Annotated in this window: 18 protein-coding genes and 1 pseudogene; 6 read left to right on the top strand and 13 right to left on the bottom strand. The window is 74.1% G+C overall.

Annotated elements, in window-relative coordinates:
* Positions 1–2 precede the first annotated feature (2 nt).
* From GL259_RS35695 to GL259_RS35680, 4 genes are all read right to left on the bottom strand, one after another.
* The gene (locus tag GL259_RS35695; protein WP_159537715.1) at positions 3–533 is read right to left on the bottom strand and encodes a DUF2269 domain-containing protein; all 531 of its coding nucleotides are present in this window, start codon (positions 531–533) and stop codon (positions 3–5) included.
* 87 nt (positions 534–620) lie between these two features.
* On the bottom strand, positions 621–1,706 hold the full coding sequence (locus tag GL259_RS35690; protein ID WP_159537713.1) for a GNAT family N-acetyltransferase: 1,086 nt from the start codon (positions 1,704–1,706) through the stop codon (positions 621–623).
* Positions 1,707–1,830: 124 nt separating this feature from the next.
* Positions 1,831–2,289: a hypothetical protein gene (locus tag GL259_RS35685; RefSeq protein WP_159537711.1), complete on the bottom strand. Its 459-nt coding sequence runs from the start codon at positions 2,287–2,289 to the stop codon at positions 1,831–1,833.
* A gap of 310 nt (positions 2,290–2,599) precedes the next feature.
* Positions 2,600–4,420 carry an RICIN domain-containing protein gene (locus tag GL259_RS35680; protein WP_208026649.1) on the bottom strand — a complete coding sequence of 607 codons (1,821 nt, stop codon included), beginning with the start codon at positions 4,418–4,420 and terminating at the stop codon, positions 2,600–2,602.
* Between the two features lie 432 nt (positions 4,421–4,852).
* Here GL259_RS35680 and GL259_RS35675 point away from each other — a divergent pair, with 432 nt between their 5' ends.
* The 3 genes from GL259_RS35675 (at position 4,853) to GL259_RS35665 (ending at position 8,477) form a co-directional block, all read left to right on the top strand.
* Complete coding sequence (locus GL259_RS35675) at positions 4,853–5,533, top strand: TetR/AcrR family transcriptional regulator (RefSeq protein WP_279578642.1); 681 nt, start codon at positions 4,853–4,855, stop codon at positions 5,531–5,533.
* A 264-nt stretch (positions 5,534–5,797) separates the two neighbouring features.
* On the top strand, positions 5,798–6,976 hold the full coding sequence (locus GL259_RS35670) for a S1 family peptidase (RefSeq protein ID WP_159537709.1): 1,179 nt from the start codon (positions 5,798–5,800) through the stop codon (positions 6,974–6,976).
* 178 nt (positions 6,977–7,154) lie between these two features.
* Entirely contained in the window at positions 7,155–8,477 is a 1,323-nt protein-coding gene (locus tag GL259_RS35665; protein WP_159537707.1) for a lipase family protein, read from the top strand.
* A 254-nt stretch (positions 8,478–8,731) separates the two neighbouring features.
* On the opposite strand, the gene GL259_RS35660 is transcribed toward GL259_RS35665, so the two are convergent.
* Positions 8,732–9,307 (bottom strand): snapalysin family zinc-dependent metalloprotease, encoded by a 576-nt coding sequence (locus GL259_RS35660; RefSeq protein ID WP_159537705.1) that lies wholly within the window; start codon positions 9,305–9,307, stop codon positions 8,732–8,734.
* Between the two features lie 243 nt (positions 9,308–9,550).
* Here GL259_RS35660 and mgrA point away from each other — a divergent pair, with 243 nt between their 5' ends.
* Entirely contained in the window at positions 9,551–10,594 is a 1,044-nt protein-coding gene (mgrA, locus tag GL259_RS35655) for an L-glyceraldehyde 3-phosphate reductase (protein WP_159537703.1), read from the top strand.
* Between the two features lie 91 nt (positions 10,595–10,685).
* Entirely contained in the window at positions 10,686–11,168 is a 483-nt protein-coding gene (locus GL259_RS35650) for an MSMEG_6728 family protein (RefSeq protein WP_159537701.1), read from the top strand.
* Between the two features lie 72 nt (positions 11,169–11,240).
* Here GL259_RS35650 and ykgO read toward each other — a convergent pair whose 3' ends face one another.
* The 3 genes and pseudogenes from ykgO to GL259_RS35635 all read right to left on the bottom strand — a co-directional run bounded on the left by ykgO (position 11,241) and on the right by GL259_RS35635 (position 12,103).
* Complete coding sequence (ykgO, locus tag GL259_RS35645) at positions 11,241–11,363, bottom strand: type B 50S ribosomal protein L36 (protein WP_159537699.1); 123 nt, start codon at positions 11,361–11,363, stop codon at positions 11,241–11,243.
* A 45-nt stretch (positions 11,364–11,408) separates the two neighbouring features.
* Positions 11,409–11,573 (bottom strand): 50S ribosomal protein L33, encoded by a 165-nt coding sequence (gene rpmG, locus GL259_RS35640; RefSeq protein WP_159537697.1) that lies wholly within the window; start codon positions 11,571–11,573, stop codon positions 11,409–11,411.
* Positions 11,574–11,624: 51 nt separating this feature from the next.
* Positions 11,625–12,103: pseudogene (locus GL259_RS35635) on the bottom strand (rhodanese-like domain-containing protein).
* An 88-nt stretch (positions 12,104–12,191) separates the two neighbouring features.
* Between GL259_RS35635 and GL259_RS35630 the strand changes: the two are divergent.
* Positions 12,192–12,479, top strand: coding sequence for a metal-sensitive transcriptional regulator (locus tag GL259_RS35630; protein ID WP_159537695.1), 288 nt, complete (start codon positions 12,192–12,194; stop codon positions 12,477–12,479).
* A 325-nt stretch (positions 12,480–12,804) separates the two neighbouring features.
* On the opposite strand, the gene GL259_RS35625 is transcribed toward GL259_RS35630, so the two are convergent.
* From GL259_RS35625 to GL259_RS35605, 5 genes are read right to left on the bottom strand one after another with little or no spacing between them, the layout of a single operon-like run.
* Positions 12,805–14,091: an ABC transporter substrate-binding protein gene (locus GL259_RS35625; RefSeq protein WP_159537693.1), complete on the bottom strand. Its 1,287-nt coding sequence runs from the start codon at positions 14,089–14,091 to the stop codon at positions 12,805–12,807.
* A complete protein-coding gene (locus GL259_RS35620; protein ID WP_159537691.1) occupies positions 14,088–15,230 on the bottom strand; it encodes a branched-chain amino acid ABC transporter permease in 1,143 nt (380 codons plus the stop codon). Before GL259_RS35620 ends, GL259_RS35625 begins: the two co-directional genes overlap by 4 nt.
* Complete coding sequence (locus tag GL259_RS35615; protein ID WP_159537689.1) at positions 15,223–16,119, bottom strand: branched-chain amino acid ABC transporter permease; 897 nt, start codon at positions 16,117–16,119, stop codon at positions 15,223–15,225. The genes GL259_RS35620 and GL259_RS35615 overlap by 8 nt, the downstream gene beginning before the upstream one ends.
* On the bottom strand, positions 16,116–16,919 hold the full coding sequence (locus GL259_RS35610) for an ABC transporter ATP-binding protein (RefSeq protein ID WP_159537686.1): 804 nt from the start codon (positions 16,917–16,919) through the stop codon (positions 16,116–16,118). Before GL259_RS35610 ends, GL259_RS35615 begins: the two co-directional genes overlap by 4 nt.
* A complete protein-coding gene (locus tag GL259_RS35605) occupies positions 16,916–17,698 on the bottom strand; it encodes an ABC transporter ATP-binding protein (protein WP_159537684.1) in 783 nt (260 codons plus the stop codon). The genes GL259_RS35610 and GL259_RS35605 overlap by 4 nt, the downstream gene beginning before the upstream one ends.
* Positions 17,699–17,712 lie beyond the last annotated feature (14 nt).

The raw sequence follows: 17,712 nt of genomic DNA, 5'->3' as shown, positions 1-17,712 counted from the left end.
GCTCATCCGCGGGCCGGTTCGGCGGTCCCCGGCGGCCGGGCGGCGGCCCGCAGGCGGCGGCCGCGGCGGGTCGGGCCCCAGGGCTTGAGGATCGAGAGCACCGTCATGAAGACGTAGGCGGACAGGGAGACGACCGGTCCCATCAGGACGTCGCCCCCGTCGGGAAGGGGGTGACCGGCGGCCACGGCCGTGGCCGCCGCGTCCACCCCCGGCCGCAGCGCGAACGCCGTCGCGGTGGTCGTGGCCAGGGTCAGCCAGAACTTCGTCCAGACCCACCGGTGCCTCGCCAGTCCCCATGGCGTGCCCAGCGACAGCACAAGGCCGCTGAGGAGCGTCAGGAAGGCGACCGGGAGCAGGAGCAGGTCGGCGAACAGCTTCATGGTCCGGACGGACGCCTCCACGGCGGCCGCGGGTGCGCTGGTGTTCGCGGTGGTGCCGAGCGCGAGCAGCCCGAGGGTGAGCCCGAGCCAGCTCGCGGAGGCGACGACGTGGACGGCGAGGAGGGCCCGGCGTGCGGGGCGGTCGAGTTTCACGCCCACCACGGTGCCGGGCCCGCGCGGCGAGGGCGTCCGGCGGCGGGAGTAACCGCGTGTACCGACGCCGGCGTACGCCGGACCGGGTCAGCGGTCGCGTAACCGGCCCGCCTCCGCCAGGACGCGCCTGGCCGCGCCGGCCAGCCGGGGACGGCCGCGCACGAAGCGGTGGACCGCCCTCCCCGGCTCCCGGCCCAGCCGGTACGCGGCCCCGCCCGGCCCCGGCCGCACCACGGCCCCCGCGTAGACCCGCAGCTCACGGGTCTTGAGCGAGTCCTTGTAACGGGCCGGTCCGCTGCCCAGGTCGACCGTGCGGACGCCGTCGGCGGCAGCCGCCTCCAGCATCCGCAGGTGCAGCACCAGTCCGGGTGAGTACTTGCCGTAGGCGCGGTCGTACGCCGGGAACCACCAGGACAGCACCGTGGGCGAGCGCAGCCCGAAGTGGGCGGCCACGGGGCGGCCGCCGGCGTACAGCACGGAGAGCAGTCCGCGGCACTCGGGGTCGTCGCCGTGCGCGAGCAGGTCCACCAGCCGCGTGATCCACTCCTGCGCGAACCGGTCCCGCCGGCCCGTCCGCCGGTACTGGGCGGATTTCCAGCGCATCAGCGCGCGCAGCGCCTCCGGGTCCCGGGCGTCGTGGACGTACCGCACCTCGCCCACCTGCCTGGCGAGCCTGCGTTCCTTGGCCCGGGTCTGTTTGAGGAAGCCGGGTGAGCTCGCGCGCAGCCGGTCGGTGTAGTGCGCGAACCCTCCGTCGAGGTCGACCACCGGGCTGGCGAGTTCCTCGACGGCGTGCGGGACGAAGAGGTGCTGGCCGGCCTCCAGGTTGTCGAACTCCCAGGACGAGAGCCCGCAGGCCGCCAGCAGGGTGCGCGGGTCGAGCCGGATGCCGGGGTGCAGGACGGCGCCCTGACTGTCCGAGACCCCCGCGCCGATGGCCCGGCCCCGTCCCCACCGCCCCTTCTCGTACGGGAAGAAACCGACCGGCGTGCCGTCCTGCTGCAGCACGGCCACCCGGGCACCCGGTTTGACCTGTCCCACCGCCGTGGCGAACACCGGGTCCAGGAACGGGTTCTGCGGCGCGCCGGAGTCGATGCGCAGATGTCTCCACGCCTTGTGCTCGTCCGGGCCCAGTTCGTCCGGCCGCATGACGAGAATGCGCTTTCCCTGCATGTGTGCCTCCTGTGTCGTCACGATCGCGGGACGCGCGAAGGCCTGCTCGTCACGGTGTGCCGGCACCGGTCACCAGGCAGGGTCCGGGCCGCACGGCGCAGGCCTCGGGCGGTACTGCCGTCGCTCAGCAGCGGAATGTCTGCAAGGTGCTGGCCGTGCGGGCCGCGTCGTCCGGCCCGCGGCGCTGTGGTGGTCGGGCCGGACGGGAGCGGAGAGCGGTCCGCGGCTCCGCGGCCGCCGACGGGGTGCCCGGCGCCGGAGGGTGGACCCCGGCCGCCCCCGGGTGCCTCGGCGAGCGGGCGGCGAGGCGGTGGAGCGGGGCGTCCTCCCCGCCCGGGGAGGGTGCGAAGACGCCCTCGGGTGCGGCCGGTGCCGCTTCGCCGCGCTCATCGCACTCGCCGCGTTCGCCGTGCCCGTCGCCCTCGCCGTGCCCGTCGCACTCGCCGCGTTCGTCGCGCTCGTCGTGCCACGACGCCGCGGGGCGGGCCGTTGCGCGCGGGTCGGCCGCGAGCGCCGGGACGCACAGGTGCAGGAGCAGCATCGAGGCCAGCACGACCACTGCCGCTGCCCGTCGAGACCGCACCGGTCACCCTTTCGCCGTGCATCCCAGCGAGGGGTGGGAAGAGCGGGGCGGCGCCGGGCGGGCCCCCCTCGCACGTGCGCCCGGCACGTCTTCCAGTAGCGCCGAGCACGTCCCGTCCCGTCAAGACCTCCTCGTCACCGCACGGCGCACCCGGTCCGCACCCGGCGCGGGGCACCACGGGTGTCCCGTCCCTCACCCCGGGACCGGTGTCCGTCCGGTCGGGCTCCCGCCCCGGACCGGGCCGCACCCGGCGCGGCGCGCACGGGCGGGGACCGGCGCGGCGCACCGGTCCCCGCCCGCGGCGCGGCGGTCAGCCGGACAGGGTGAACGTCTGGGCGTCCGATCCGTTGCAGGGCTGCTGGGACAGCCGGGCCCCGTCGGCGGTGGAGGCGTTGTCGACGGTCAGGCACTTGCCGCTGTGGCGGGCGACGAAGCGGTACCGGCCGCCGGTGCCGACGCTCTCGGGGCGCCACTGCTGGTTGGTGCCGCGCACGTACTCCCACAGGTGCACCCTGGTGCCGTCGGCGGTGGCGCCGGGGCCGCCGTCGACGTCCCACGCCTTGCCGTTGTGGCGGTTGACGACCTGGTGGTGGCCGTCGCCGGTGGGCCGGAACTGCCAGGACTGGTTGGCGCCGGTGCCGCAGGACCACTGCTGCAGCGCGGTGCCGTTCGCGGTGCCCCAGTCGGCGGCGTCGAGGCAGGCCCCGCTGCCCGCGTTGACGACCCGGTACCAGGCGGCGGGGTCGATCGGGCCGGCCGGGGTGCCGTTCCAGGTGAAGGTGGCGACGGCGCCGGCGGGCAGGGTGTGGGCGAGGGACTTGCCGTTGTCGGTGAGGGAGAAGCGCTGGGCGCTGCCGGAGGTGTTGACGACGTAGGCGGCACGGGAGCCGTCGGGGTTCTCGAAGGCGACGTTCCGGACGCCTCCGGCCCCCTGGCTGGTGGAGCCGATGCGGGTGGCGCCGGGCTTGACGAACTTGGTGACGTGACCGAGCACGTAGTACTCGGCGTTGCGCGTGACCTCGCCCCCGGCGATCTCGACGACGCCGTTGCAGCGGTCGGCGCAGTGCCCCTGGTGGGGGCCGCCGTTCCGGTCGAGGGCGAGGTTCCAGGTGATGACGGTCTCGCCGCCGTTGCGCATGTTCCGCACGACGAGGTTCTCGGCGTGCCAGCGCAGGGTGTCGCCGAAGGTGGTGGCGGGGTCGGCGCTGTCGGTGCCGGAGCACTCGGTGAAGAAGACCCGCTTGCCGGCGTCGACGATCCGCTGCTGGGCGTCGGCCTGGCCGCCGTAGCAGTGGAAGGCGGCGCCGATGACGCGGTCGATGCCGGAGGTGCGGGAGAAGACGTCGAGCGGGTAGTCCGGGTGGTCCCAGTTGTGGTCGTAGGCCAGGATGCCGGTCGGCAGTCCGGCCGCGGTCAGCTTGGGGTCGAGGACCTTCAGGAAGTCGGCCTGCTGGGCGGAGGTCATCGACATCGACGGGTAACTGGTGGCGAACTCGGGCTCGTTCTGCACCGTGAGGTCGGTGAGGGTGATGCCCTCCTGCCCGTAGGCCCTGATCGCCTTCACCAGGTAGTCGGCGTACGCCCCGTAGTGCTCGGGCCTGAGAGCGCCCCCGTCGAGGGAGTTGCCGGTCTTCATCCACGCGGGCGGCGACCAGGGTGAACCCATGAAGCGGATCGAGGGGTTGAGGGCGGTGGCCTGCTTGAGGACGGGGATGATCTCGGCCCTGTCCCGGTCGATGGAGAACCGGCCGGGGGTGTCCTCGTAGGTGTGGGGGTCGTCCGTGGCGTCGAAGTCGGTGCTGCCGAGCGGCTGGCGCAGGTAGGTGAGGCCGATGCCGTCCCCGGTGGTGGAGAACAGCGACCGCATCAGCTCGTCGCGCGTGCCCTGCGGCAGGCTCTGGACGAGGTGGGCGGACGCGCCGGTGACGGAGGCCCCGGCGCCGGTGAACCGCTGTCCCCTGCTGCCCGCGTCGATGCGGATGTCGATGGACTGCGGGGTGCCGGTGAACGGGACGGAGCCCTCGGCCGACAGCTTCCTGGCGCCGTCCGGGGTGGTGACCCACACCTGGGCGGTGGGGTCGGCGGCCCGGGCGGTCCCGGCGCCCGTGAGACCGAGTCCGGCGACGGCCAGGGCGAGGGTGAGCCCTGCGGTGCGCAGCCCGCGCGGACGGATGCGGCTGCTTCTGCGGGACGGCAGGGACGACAGGGGCGGCCGGGGCGACAGGGGCGGCCGGGGCGACAGGGGCGGCCGGGACGGCAGCGGGAGGAACGGCGGGGACGGCACGATGCGGCTCTCCTTCGTCGGGTGGCGCGTGGGGTACGCCGGTCCGCGCCCGGGAATGCGGCGGGCCGGGGTGCGAAGGGCGGTGCGCGGGGCCGGACGGACCGGCCCCGGAAGCGTCGCTTCCGGCCACGGCGGTGGCGTCGCGGTGGAACGACGGCGCCATGAAAGCACACCCACTAAGTGGTCAGTAAGTGGTCTGCGTCACAAATTCCCGCCCCCGTCCGGTCCGCCGGTGAAGATCGACAACGGTGCGACCGGCTCCGCCGTAAGCTGTCGCGGGTGAGTGACCAGTCGGCGGGCCGGCCCGCCCGCAGGACCAAGGCCGCCCCCCGCACGCCCCGCAGCCCGGAAGCACGGCGACGGCAGCAGGACATCCTGCACATCGCCATGGACACGTTCGCCGCCCGCGGCTACAACAACGCCTCACTCGCGGAGATCGCCGAGCGCGCCGGGCTGACCCAGGCCGGCGTCCTGCACTACTTCCGGTCCAAGTCGCTGCTGCTCACCAGCGTTCTCGAACTGCGCGACCGGACCGACATCGGCCGGCCGGGGTCCGAGCGCCCCCGGGGGCTCGCCTTCCTGCGCCATCTCGTCGACACCGCCCACCGCAACGCCGAGCGGGAGGGCATCGTCCGGCTCTACGCCGTCCTGTCGGCGGAGTCCGTCACCGACGACCATCCCGCGCAGACGTACTTCCGTGACCGCTACACCGGACTGCGCGCCTTCGTCGCCGACGCGCTGGTCGAGGCGTGCGGGCTGCCCGAGGCCGCCACCGGACGCGCGCACGACGCGGCGAACGCGGTCATCGCCGTCATGGACGGCCTGCAGGTCCAGTGGCTGCTGGCCCCGGACTCCGTGGACATGGCCGCCTCGACGGACCTGGTCATCACCTCGCTGCTGGCCGCACTGGCCCCGGACCGCTTCGGCCCCGGGGACGGGCGGGCACCCTCGGACGACTGAGCGCCTTCCCGAGCCGTGGTAACGCGGACCGGCACCGCGCCGCCGGTCCGCGCCGTTCCCCACCCGCCCGCATGGACCGTCGCCGACTCCCTCTGCCGGAAGGGCCTTCGCCCACTCCCCCGCACGCATCCGGCGGAAACGGATCGCACATTGGCATAGACCTGACAGCGTCGGGTCGCTAAGCTCTGGCCGACTCCACTGAGAGCGCTCTCGCACTGCGGTTGTTCCACCCCCACCTTGCTGGAACGACGAAGGGCATCCTCCATGAGACGCACCAGACTCACCCATGCCGGCGTGGCAGCCCTGCTCATGATCGGCAGCTGGACCGCCGCCGGCACCCTGCCCGCCTCGGCGAACGACGCCCCCGCCTCGCCCCCCTCCGCCTCGTCCACCGGCTCCGCACCCGCCTCCGCCGGCCTGGTGCGGGCGATGCAGCGGGACTTCGGCCTGTCCCGCGCCGAGGCCGAGGACCGGCTGGCCGCCGAGCGCGCGGCCACCGGACTCGTGCCCGAGGCCCGCAGGACCGCCGGATCCGCCTACGGCGGCGCCTGGTTCGACGCCGGGAGCGGGAAGCTGACCGTCGCCGTCACCCCGGACGCCGGCTCCTCGACCGTCAAGGCCCTGCGGGACTCCGGCGCCAGGGTCCGCACCGTCGAGCACAGCGCACGACGGCTCGACGCGGCCAAGTCCCGCATCGACCGCCTCGACGCGCCCGCGGGCGTCAGCAGCTGGTCCGTGGACCCGGTCGCCAACTCGGTCGTCGTGAACGTCGTCAGCGGCGAGCGGGCCGACAACGATGTCCGCCGGTTCGTCGACCGGGCCCGCGCGGCCGGTCCGGTCACGGTGCGGACCGTGCCGGCCGCGGCCCGCACCTTCGCGGCGGGAACGGTGGGCGGCGACCCCTACTACACCGGCAACGTCCGCTGCTCCATAGGCTTCTCGGTCCACGGGGGATTCGTCACCGCCGGGCACTGCGGCGGCGCCGGCGCCGGGGTCAGGGGCTGGGACGGCTCGTACATCGGCAACTTCCAGGGCTCCTCGTTCCCGGACAACGACTACGCGTGGGTCAACGTGGGCAGCGGCTGGTGGACGGTCCCGGTGGTGCTCGGCTGGGGCACGGTCCCGGACCGGCTGGTGCGCGGCTCGGCGGAGGCGCCGGTCGGCGCCTCGATCTGCCGGTCCGGCTCCACGACCCGCTGGCACTGCGGCACCGTGCTGGCGAAGAACGAGACCGTCAACTACAGCCAGGGCGCGGTGCACCAGATGACGAAGACGAGCGTCTGCGCCGAACCCGGCGACTCGGGCGGCGCGTTCATCAGCGGCGACCAGGCGCAGGGCGTCACCTCCGGTGGCTGGGGCAACTGCTCCGGCGGGGGTGAGACCTGGTTCCAGCCGGTCAACGAGATCCTCAACCGCTACGGGCTGACCCTGCACACGGCCTGAGCGGACACACCGACAGCGAGCGGGCCCCGCCGGGCGACCGGCGGGGCCCGCTCTCGCGCACCGGGCGCCGACGGTCCCACGAATAGTTACCGGTCCGTGACTCACATGTATGTTACCGCCGGTAAGTAAGCGGTGCTAGTTTCCGGTTCACTTTCTTGAACGGAGCGAGGAGCGAGCCGTGAGCCGTCTGAGCAGTGTGCTGACCACCGTCGTCGCCACGACCGCCTGCATGTGCGCGACCGCCCCGTCGGCCGCCGCGAGCGACCCCGTCGTGTCCCGCGGCGTGACCGTCCCCGCCTTCTACACCCCGCCCGCCGAGCTGCCGTCGGCCGACGGCGCGCTGATCCGGCACGAGCCGCTGCGCCTCGGCCTGAGCCTGCCCGGTCTCGACGGCCGGCCGCTGCCCGGCACGGCCACCCGCCTGATGTACACGTCCACCGACTCGTCCGGGGAGCGGGTCGCGGTGACCGGCGCCTACATCGAGCCGTCCGCGGACTGGAGGGGCGACGGCCCCCGGCCCCTGGTCGTCGTGGGCTCGGGAACCATGGGTCAGGGCGACCAGTGCGCGCCCTCGCTCGCGCTGGAGCACCCGCTGGCCCTCGGCGGGGGGAGCGTGTCGGTCGGGTACGACAACCTGGCGGTCTACCGCCTCCTGGCCACCGGTGCGGCCGTCGTCGTCACGGACTACGTCGGTCTCGGCGCGACCGACCGGCTCCACACCTACGTCAGCCGCGTCGACCAGGGCCACGCCATGCTGGACGCCGCGCGGGCGGCGCGCGCCGTGCCGGGTGCGTCCGTCACGGCCGCCTCCCGGGTGGGGATGTACGGCTACAGCCAGGGCGGCGGCGCCAGCGCCTCCGCGGCCGAGCTCCAGCGGACGTACGCGCCCGAGGTGAATCTCGTCGGCACCTACAGCGGTGCGCCGCCCGCCGACCTGGCGGAGGTCATGAAGGGCGTCGACGGCAGCGCCCTGGCCGCCGCGCTGGGCTGGGCGATCAACGGTTTCGCGCAGGCCGAGCCCGGCCTGCGCGACGTCGTCGAGAGGAACGTCAACGCCACGGGACGGGCCGCGCTGGAGGACGTCTCCACCGCCTGCGTGGGTGACGGGATCTTCGGTCACGGCTTCACCAGGAGCACCGAGTGGACGTCGAGCGGCAGGAGCCTCGCGGAGGTCATGGCCGGCGAGCCCCGCGCCCGGGCCGTCCTCGACAGGCAGCGCCTGGGCGCGCTGAGGCCCACGGGACCGGTCCGGCTGACCACCGGCGTCCAGGACGACATCGTGCCGCACGCGCAGTCCCGGCAACTGGCGGTCGACTGGTGCCGCAAGGGCGCCGACGTCACCTACAAGGCCGTCGTCCTGCCGAACCTCGGCGACAAGCTCCTCACCAACCACCTGGCACCGCTCCTCACCGACCAGGGCGACGCGATCTCCTGGCTGGCCGACCGGCTGGCGGGCGAGCCGGCCGCCTCCAACTGCCGGAGCATGCCGCTGCAGCCCTGAACCGCCCGTCAACGGCACGAACCCCCGTCCCGGGGTCCCGGGACGGGGGTTCGCGAGGGAGCGCCGGGCAGGCCTTGCACCTGCATCTCCCCGCAGGAAGCGGGGCGTCTTTCCTTGGACCACCAACGCACGGGCGGGTTCCGGAGGTCTCCGGTGCCTCGTCCTGGCTCCACTGTAGCGGCAATCGCCTCAGTAGTCACATCAGTCACATGAGCACCAGGCCGAGCGTCCCGTGCGCGGGGCCGTACGGTCGGTCAGTCGCCGACCAGGACGGCCGGACGCGGCGCCGGCACCGGCGTCCCGGCGGCGGCCGCTCCGGCGAAGTTCTCCTCGACCTCCGCCCTCTCCGCCGCGTTCGGGTAGGGGTTCGTGCACGAGGTCCCCGCGCTGGAACCGGACATCAGACTGGAGCAGGGGCCGGGCTTGCGGTCCGGCAGGCCCAGGATGTGGCCGAGCTCGTGGGACGAGATGCGGACCGTGTTGTAGCCCTGGTTCACGGCCTGGCGCCCGATGTAGACGGTGCCCTTGCCCAGGGAGGTGGGCAGGGCGCGCGGCCAGCCGTTGTCCGCCAGCACCCGGATGTCGGCGCGCTGCCCGGACGCGGCCGGGCGCAGCTCCACGGCGTCCACGCTCTCGTTCCAGATCGCCGCGCCCCGGGCGACCGCGGACGCGAACTCCGCGGAGCCGCTGGCGTCGTAGGTGAGCACCCGGGCGGCGGCCGGAGGGCCCGCGGTGTCGTCGGACGGGGCGGCCGCGGCCTGACCGCCCAGCAAGGGGAAGGACATCACCAGAGCCGCGGCCAGGCCGCCGGTCAGTGTACGGACGTTCATGGTCGACCTCCTCGTGGGGGAAGGGCAGTCGTGTTCATGACACTCCCTGCCTCCCTGCCCACGGGGCACGGCCGTCAATCCGTCGTTCCGGCCGGCCCCGGCCCGAAATCCGCGATTCAGAAGCGGCGCCGCTGAATCCCATGGAAAGGATCGGTTGGACTTCCCGATCACTCGGGGGGCACTGTGGCAAGGATCCACACCATCCCACGGGACCCCCCTGATCGCACCACCGGAGACGACCCGATGAACCACGTCCCCCATCCCGAGCGCTACGACGGCACCATGCGCTACCGGCGCACCGGCCGCTCGGGGCTCGACCTCCCCCTGCTGTCCCTGGGCTACTGGCACAACTTCGGCGACGACCGGCCCTTCGAGACCCAGCGCGAGATCGCCCTGCGCGCCTTCGACCTCGGCATCACCCACCACGACCTGGCGAACAACTACGGTCCGCCCTACGGCGCCGCCGAGATCAACTTCGGCCGGCTGATGAAGCAGGACCTCGCCCCGTACCGGGACGAGCTGGTGATCTCCACCAAGGCCGGCTGGGACATGTGGCCCGGCCCCTACGGCCAGGGCGGCGGCTCCCGCAAGTACCTGCTCGCCTCGCTGGACCAGTCCCTGAAGCGCATGGGGCTGGAGTACGTGGACATCTTCTACTCCCACCGCCTCGACGCCACCACTCCGCTCGAGGAGACCATGGGCGCGCTCGACACCGCGGTCCGCCAGGGCAAGGCGCTCTACGTCGGCATCTCCTCCTACGACGCCGAGCGCACCCGCGAGGCGGTGGGCATCCTGCGGGACCTCGGGACCCCGCTGCTGATCCACCAGCCGTCGTACAACATGCTGAACCGCTGGATCGAGACGGAGGGGCTGCTGGACGTGGCCCAGGAGGAGGGCTTCGGGATCATCGGCTTCACCGCGCTCGCCCAGGGCCTGCTGACCGGGCGCTACCTGGACGGCGTCCCGCGGGACTCGCGGGCCGCGGCGGGCAAGTCGTTCGACACCGCCTGGCTGACGGACGACATGCTGCGCCGCCTCCGCGCCCTCGACGGCATCGCATCCCGTCGCGGGCAGACCCTCGCCCAGATGGCGCTGGCCTGGGCCCTGCGGGACCCGCGCGTGACCTCGCTGGTCATCGGCGCGTCCCGCACCGAGCAGCTGGAGCAGAACGTCGCCGCGCTGGAGAACCTCGACTTCAGCGACGAGGAACTGGCCGAGATCGACACCCACGCCACCGACGGCGGTGTCGACCTGTGGCGTGAGGCGAGGCTGGGCAACCTCGGCTGACCCGCGCGGGTGTGCGCCGCCGGAGAAGGGGAACCACGTGCGGTGAGCCTCGCTCCGAGGCCACGGCACCCTCCACCGTCCGGACGGCCCCATGCAGACGTTCCTGCCGTATCCCGACTTCTGCGCGTCGGCCCTGGTGCTCGACCGGCGCCGGCTCGGCAAGCAGCGGGTCGAGGCGCTCCAGGTGCTGCGCGGTCTGACCGTCCCCGGCTACGGCTGGCGGCGGCATCCGGCGGTGCGCATGTGGACCGGCTACGAGGAGGCGCTGGTGCGCTACGGCCTGGAGATCTGCCGGGTCTGGCGCGACCGGGGCCACCAGGACAGCTGCGCCGCCACGCTCGTCGCCGATCTCGCCGCCGTCCGGCCCGGGCTGCCGGTGCGCGACCAGCCGGAGCTGGACCGGGCCGGTGAGCTGCCGCCCTGGCTCGGGGACGACGCCCTGCACCGCAGTCACCGCTCGGCGCTGGTGCGCAAGGACCCGGCCTTCTACGGGGAGCTCTTCCCCGGTGAACCGGACGACCTGCCCTACGTCTGGCCGGCGTCCGACCGCGACCCGGAGGCGGTGGCCGACTGACCCCTGGGCACGGGCCGGGCCCGGTCCCCGCCGAAGCGGGAGACCGGGCCCGGCCGGCGCACCGGCGGTTCGTCAGCCCTGGCGGGCCTTGAAGCGCGGTTCCTTCTTGTCGATCACGAAGACGGTGCCCCGCCGGCGCACGATCTGCGCCCCGGGCCTCGACTTCAGCGAGCGCAACGACGCGCGCACCTTCATGGCCGTGCTCTCCTCGGGATCGGGGGTGGACCGGGCGTCCGCGGGTCAGCGGGTCTCGCGGAACACGACGTGTTCCCGGGCCACCGGGTCGTACTTGCGCAGGACCAGCCGGTCGGGGTCGTTCAGGCGGTTCTTCCGGGTCGTGTACGTCACGCCGGTCCCCGCCGTCGACCTCAGTGTCACGACCGGGCGCGCACCCCTGTTCGTCATGGACGGTCTCCTTCCGTGGCACCCGGACATCCACCGGTTGTTGGTGGCATGTCACTCACGGGGAGTGCAACGCCGGGGCGGAGCGGCGCATTCCCGGCCCTGCCCGCCCGCCCCTCGGCGCTCGCGCAGGGCCGCCGGGGCGGCGTCCAGGTCCGCCGTGCGCGGCCGGTCGCGGGGCGGCCTTCCGAGCAGGACCGCCATGCCGCACGTGCCGGTGAGCGCGGAGAGGACCGGACCGGCCGCGGCACCGGCGGAGAGGAGCCGGGAGGCGGGATGGACGAGGAGACCGAGGACCAGGCCGAGGAGGACCGGCGCGCCGGCGGTGAGGCGGACCTGGCGTTCCAAGCTCCAGCGGCGTCGCGCAGTGCGGGCAGGGCTCGCCGGACGCGGTCGAGGGGGAGGTTCAGGGCGCCGGGCAGACGACCGGAGGCGTACTCGCCGGGCGTGCGCACGTCGACGACGGTGAGTTCGTGCAGCCGGGCGCCGGCCCGGTCGGTGCCGAGGGCGGTGGGGGTGAGGGGAACGGTCACGGCTGATGCGATCCTTGATCCTTGCTGGTCGACGCCGTCCCGCAGCGGGACGCACCATACCCCGAGGGGTATTCACCGAGGAGTGGTCGTGGAGCTGGAGCTCGAGGGTGCGAGTCTGAAGGCCGTGCTGAACCGGCTGCGCCGGGCGCAGGGCCAGATCTCCGGGGTGATCCGGATGATCGAGGAGGGACGCGACTGCGAGGAGGTCGTCACGCAGCTCGCCGCCGCCTCCCGCGCGCTGGACCGGGCCGGGTTCGCGATCATCGCCACGGGACTGCAGCAGTGCGTGGCCGACATCGAGTCCGGCCGCGGGAACGGCGAGGACGCCGAGGAGATGCGCGCCCGGCTGGAGAAGCTGTTCCTGTCGCTGGCGTGAGGACCCGGACGGCGGGTTCGCCCTCCGGTGCGCATCACACCACCGCCTCGATCAGCACGAACGCGGCCACCACCGGCAGCAGCACGGTGAAGACGCGCCGCAGTGCCGCCCCGGACCCCTCGGCCGACAGGCGTCCGCCGTCCCGGGCGCCGAGGACCGCGGCCCCGGCGAACGGCCCGAGGACCGCCCGGTCGAGGGTGTGACCGTGCCGGCGCGCCGGGTGAGCGCGGCGAGCGCCGGGCGATCCGGCCGCGGGCCGTGCGCGCGAACGCCCCGGCGTCCCCCTCTCGGGTTCCGCCGGGGCGTTCCGGTCGCGCCGTTCCCCCTACCGCGAGGACAGGTACTCCTCGACGCCCGGGGCCGTGTGCGCGTCCTCGGCGTTCACCACGCCGCCGACCGCCTTCGCGTCGGGCTTGAGCACATACGTCTCGACGCTCGCGGGCCGGTCGGTGTCGGAGAAGTTCTGCGCCGTGCCGAGGCCGGTGTCGGCGTTCTTCTGGGAGCGGTGCGCCTTGACGACGTCCTCACGGGTGAGCCCGCCCGCCTCGCAGGCCTTCTTCAGGCCGGCGCCCATGAGCTGTGCGGCGTTGTAGCCGGACAGCACGCCGGAGTCGACGGGCGAGCCCGGGTACTTCTTCTCGTACGCCGCCACCATGCGCTTCACGCCCGGCAGTTCGGAGCTGACCGCGGGCGCGGCGCTCACCACGTTCAGCATGCCCGCCAGGGCCGGCGCCGCGGGGGTCTTCATCAGCTGGGGCGCGAAGCCGGGGGCGCTGCTGACGACCGGGACGCGCAGGCCGCGGGAGGCCGCGACGCCGACCAGGGAGGCCGTCTGCGCGGGACCGGCGCTGATCAGGACGGCCTTCACGCCTTCCTTGCGCAGGGCCGAGACCTGCGCGGACAGGTCGGTGTCCGTCGCCTTGATCTTCTGGCCGACCACCTTCAGGCCCGCCTTCCGCGCCGCCCAGGTGGATCCCTCCAGCGCGTTGGCGCCGTAGTCGCCCTCGAAGTAGACGTGGCCGATCGTGTCGCCCTTCTTCAGGCCCTTCGTCCGGGTGAGGAAGTCGACCGCGGCGATCATGTCGACGTCGTAGGTGGTGCCCAGCACCTGGATGGCGTCCTTGCCGAGCAGGGAGGCCGCCCAGGCCTGCGGGAAGGTGAGCATCCCGTCGCGCTCGATGTCGTCCAGCAGCGCCGCGACCACCGGGGACCCGATGACCTGGGGCAGGGCGACCACGTCGGGGGCGATGTCGGCGTAGGCGGTGACCGCCTTCTGCACGTCGTAGCCGTGGTCCTTGACGACGATCTCCACCTTGCGGTCGCAGATGCCGCCCTCGGCGTTGACCTCGTCGGCCCACATCTGCTGGGCCTGCACGATGCTCTTGCCGAGGGTCGCGTAGGGGCCGGTCAGGTCGGTGAGGGCGCCCAGTCTGATGGTGTCGGCGCCGACGCCGGGGCCGGTGCGGACGCCGTCGGCCGAGTCGCCGCCCCCGTCGCCGCCCTCCGCCTTGGAGCTGCATCCGGTGGCCGCGAGCAGCAGGGCGAGGGTGCCGGCGAGGACGGTCCCGGTGGTACGGCGCCGGTTGCGGCGGTTGTGGTGCGTGGTGTTCACGGGGTGTGCTCCTTGGGTCGTGCGGCTGCGTCCGGTTGCGGGGGCGCGGGGACGGGATCGGTGGCGGGGGTGCGGGGCCGGCGGCGCCGTGCGCGGTCCCGGGCCCGGCGGGCCAGGCCGTGCAGGCCGTCGGGCGCGTACAGCAGGACGAGGACGATCGCGGCGCCGTAGAGGTAGCGGGCGGCCTCGGTGGGGCCCACGGCGCCCTCGGCCGACCCGGGCGCGGTGACCAGCGGGAGCTGGTCGGCGTAGCGGGTCATGAGCAGCGGCAGCGCGGTGACGAAGACGGCGCCCGCGGTCGCTCCGGCGGCCGAGCCCAGGCCGCCGATGACGATCATGGCGAGGTAGTCGACGGAGAGTGCCAGGGAGAAGTAGTCCGGGACGACGCGGCGGAAGGCGAGCGCCAGGAGCACTCCCGCCAGCCCGGCGTACATGGACGACACCACGAAGGCCGCCGAGCGGTGCCGGGCGACGTCGACGCCCATCACCGCGGCCGCGGTCTCGCTGTCGCGCAGGGCGGCGAGTGCCCGGCCGGGGCGTGAGCGCAGCAGGCCGCGGGCGGTGAACCAGGTGAGGGCGAACAGCGCCAGGCCCAGGAACCACAGCCGTTCCTCCGCGCCGAACGGCACGCCGAGCACGGTCAGTCGCGGGTCGTCCGCGCCGAAGGTGAAGCCGCCGAGGGTCAGCGGGGGCACGGAGCGGCCGTTGAAGCCGCCGGTGACGGAGTCCGTGGTCAGCAGCACGTGGTGGCCGAGGAAGACCAGCGCGAGGGTGGCGATGCCCAGGTAGATGCCCTTGACCCGGGCGGCGACGGGGCTGAACAGCCCGCCCGCCGCTCCGGCGAGCAGCACCGCGAGGACGGCGGCGACGGCCGGTGGCAGTCCCGGTCCGGGCTCGCCCGCCAGATAGGCGTAGCCGTAGGCCCCCACGGCGAGGAAGAAGGCGTGGCCGAGGGAGAGCTGCCCCGCGGTCCCGGTGAGCAGGGCGAGGCCGACGGCGCCGATGGCCGCCGCCATGGAGAACAGGCCGATCCGCAGCCAGAAGGCGTCCAGGTAGAACGGCGGCAGGCACAGCACCACGGCGAGCAGCGGGATCGCGGCCCGGCGGCGCGTCAGGGCGCCGGTGAGACGGTCAGACACGGGCCGCTCCCTTCGCGCCGAACAGCCCGGTGGGCCGCACCAGGAGCACCAGCAGCATCACGGCGTACGGGGCGACGTCACCGAACCCCTCGCCGAGGACGTGCAGGTCGGACTGGTGACCGACGACGAGCGCCTCGGTGAGGCCGATGAGCAGGCTCCCCGCGAGGGCGCCGGCCGGGGAGGCCAGTCCGCCGAGGATCGCGGCCGGGAAGGCGTTCAGCGCGATCTGGCCGGTGGTGCGCTCCAGTCCGGGCGCCGGGAACGCGGCGAGGAACACCGCGGCCAGCGCGGCGAGCGCGCCCGCCAGGCACCAGGCGCCCGCCCGCACCCGCCCGAGCCGTACGCCCATGAGGGCGGCGGCCTCCAGGTCCTCCGCCGCCGCCCGCAGGGACAGCCCCCAGGAGGTGAAGCGGAAGAGCGCGAACACCGCGCCGATGACGACGGCCGACACCACGATCGCGGCGAGCCGGCTGTCGGCGACGGTCACCGGCCCGAGCTCGGTCACCGAGTCGCCCCAGGGGTCGCCCAGGGACAGCAGGTCGCCGCCGATGCGCCGGGCCAGATCGGTGAACAGGACGATGTCGACGCCGATGGTGACGATGGTCTGCACGTGGGCGGAGTGCGCGTCCTGGCCGCCGCGTTGCAGCAGGAAGCGGTCGAGGGCGCCCGCGAGGGCGGCCGTGGTGAGGACCGCCAGCGCGAGCGCTCCGGCGAAGCCGAGGTCGTCGTGCAGGACGGCGATCAGGTAGCCGCCGAGCAACAGCAGGGAGCCGTGGGCGAAGTTGAGGACGCCGGAGGCCTTGAAGATGACGACGAAGCCGAGGGCGACGAGCGCGTAGACCGCGCCGAGCGCCAGGCCGCCGAGGACGTTGTCCAGGAACCCGGTCATGCCGCCTCCTCCCCCGGGGTGCCGGTGCCGAGGTAGGCGCGCAGCACCTCGGGGTCCCGGCGGACCTCGTCGGGGGTGCCGTGGGCGATGGGCCGGCCGAAGTCGAGCACGGTCACGTCGTCGGCGAGGCGCATGACCAGGCCCATGTCGTGTTCCACCAGGACGACGGACAGGCCGAGTTCGGCGCGCAGTTGGGCCACGACCTCGGCGGTGCGGGCGCGTTCGGCGGCGTTCATGCCGGCCACGGGTTCGTCGAGGAGCAGCACACGGGGCTCCAGGCAGAGGGCGCGGGCGAGTTCGACGCGCTTGCGGTCGCCGTACGACAGCAGCGCGACGGGGCTGTCGAAGTGGGCACCGAGACCGGTCAGTTCGGCGATCTCGCGGGCCCGTCCGAGGTGCTCGCGCTGTTCGCGCCGGGCGCCCGGCAGCCGTAGCGCGCTCGCCGCGAAACCGGCGCGGGACAGGGCGTGGCGGCCGAGCATCAGGTTGTCGGCGACCGTGCCGTGGGTGGTGACGATGTTCTGGAAGGTGCGGGCCACGCCGAGCGCGGCGATGCGGTGCGGGGCGAGCCGGGTCAGCTCGGTGTCACCGAGCGTCACCGCCCCGGCGGCCGGCCGGCACAGGCCGGACAGCACGTTGAAGCAGGTCGACTTGCCGGCGCCGTTGGGGCCGATGAGCGCGTGCACCGAGCCGGGGGCGACGGTGAAGGAGACGCCGTCGAGGGCGGTGAGGCCGGCGAAGCGCACGGTGACGTCCCGTACGTCGAGCACGGGCGGCGCGGCGGGGGTGCGGTCGTTCACGCGGCCCCCTGGTCCTCGGCCGACTCGCCCAGGTAGAGGCGGCGTACGGCGTCGGTGCGGGCGAGTTCCGCGGCGGGACCGGACAGGCGGGTCTCCCCGACCTCCAGGACGTGGGCGTGGTCGGCCAGGGAGAGGGCCATGCCCGCGTTCTGCTCGACCAGGAGCACGGCGGTGCCCTGGGCGTTGATCTCGCGGATCACCTCGGCGATGCGGTGCACCATCTGCGGGGCGAGGCCCAGGGAGGGCTCGTCGAGGAGCAGCAGGCGCGGGGCGGCCATCAGGGCGCGGCCGATGGCGAGCATCTGCTGTTCGCCCCCGGACAGCAGTCCGGCGGCCTGGTGGGTGCGTTCGGCGAGCCGCGGGAAGAGCGCGAAGACGCGGTCGCGGGCCTCCTGGACCTGGACGCGCCCGCGCCGGCCGAGCCCGAGCCCGCCGGAGCGCAGGTTCTCGTCGACCGAGAGTCCGGCGAACACCCGCCGGCCCTCGGGGACCTGGACGACTCCGGCGCGTACCGCCGCGACGGGGTCCCTGCCGTCGAGCACCGTCTCGCCGTAGCGGACGCGGCCGGCCGTGATCGCGCCGCGGTGCAGGCGCAGCGTGCCGGACACGGCCCGCAGCAGGGTCGTCTTGCCGGCGCCGTTGGCGCCGAGCAGGGCGACGACGGCGCCGTGCGGCACGGTCAGGGACACGGATCGGAGGGCGGACACGGCGCGTCCGTACGTCACGTCGACGTTCTCGACGTGCAGCGCGGCCGGCTCGTCCGGTGGTGCTTCGGGCATCGCGGCTCCTCGGG

The organism is Streptomyces sp. Tu 3180 (genome assembly GCF_009852415.1).
Lineage (GTDB): Bacteria > Actinomycetota > Actinomycetes > Streptomycetales > Streptomycetaceae > Streptomyces.
Note: the sequence above shows the minus strand (reverse complement) of the source record. Positions and strands in the feature narration are given on the sequence as shown.

What these genes read in the sequence shown, in the direction of transcription:
- GL259_RS35690 (WP_159537713.1), bottom strand. Translation starts at nt 1,706, where the DNA reads ATGCAGGGAAAGCGCATTCTCGTCATGCGGCCGGACGAACTGGGCCCG.
- GL259_RS35670 (WP_159537709.1), top strand. Translation starts at nt 5,798, where the DNA reads ATGAGACGCACCAGACTCACCCATGCCGGCGTGGCAGCCCTGCTCATG.
- GL259_RS35660 (WP_159537705.1), bottom strand. Translation starts at nt 9,307, where the DNA reads ATGAACGTCCGTACACTGACCGGCGGCCTGGCCGCGGCTCTGGTGATG.
- mgrA (WP_159537703.1), top strand. Translation starts at nt 9,551, where the DNA reads ATGAACCACGTCCCCCATCCCGAGCGCTACGACGGCACCATGCGCTAC.
- GL259_RS35650 (WP_159537701.1), top strand. Translation starts at nt 10,686, where the DNA reads ATGCAGACGTTCCTGCCGTATCCCGACTTCTGCGCGTCGGCCCTGGTG.
- ykgO (WP_159537699.1), bottom strand. Translation starts at nt 11,363, where the DNA reads ATGAAGGTGCGCGCGTCGTTGCGCTCGCTGAAGTCGAGGCCCGGGGCG.
- rpmG (WP_159537697.1), bottom strand. Translation starts at nt 11,573, where the DNA reads ATGACGAACAGGGGTGCGCGCCCGGTCGTGACACTGAGGTCGACGGCG.
- GL259_RS35615 (WP_159537689.1), bottom strand. Translation starts at nt 16,119, where the DNA reads ATGACCGGGTTCCTGGACAACGTCCTCGGCGGCCTGGCGCTCGGCGCG.
- GL259_RS35605 (WP_159537684.1), bottom strand. Translation starts at nt 17,698, where the DNA reads ATGCCCGAAGCACCACCGGACGAGCCGGCCGCGCTGCACGTCGAGAAC.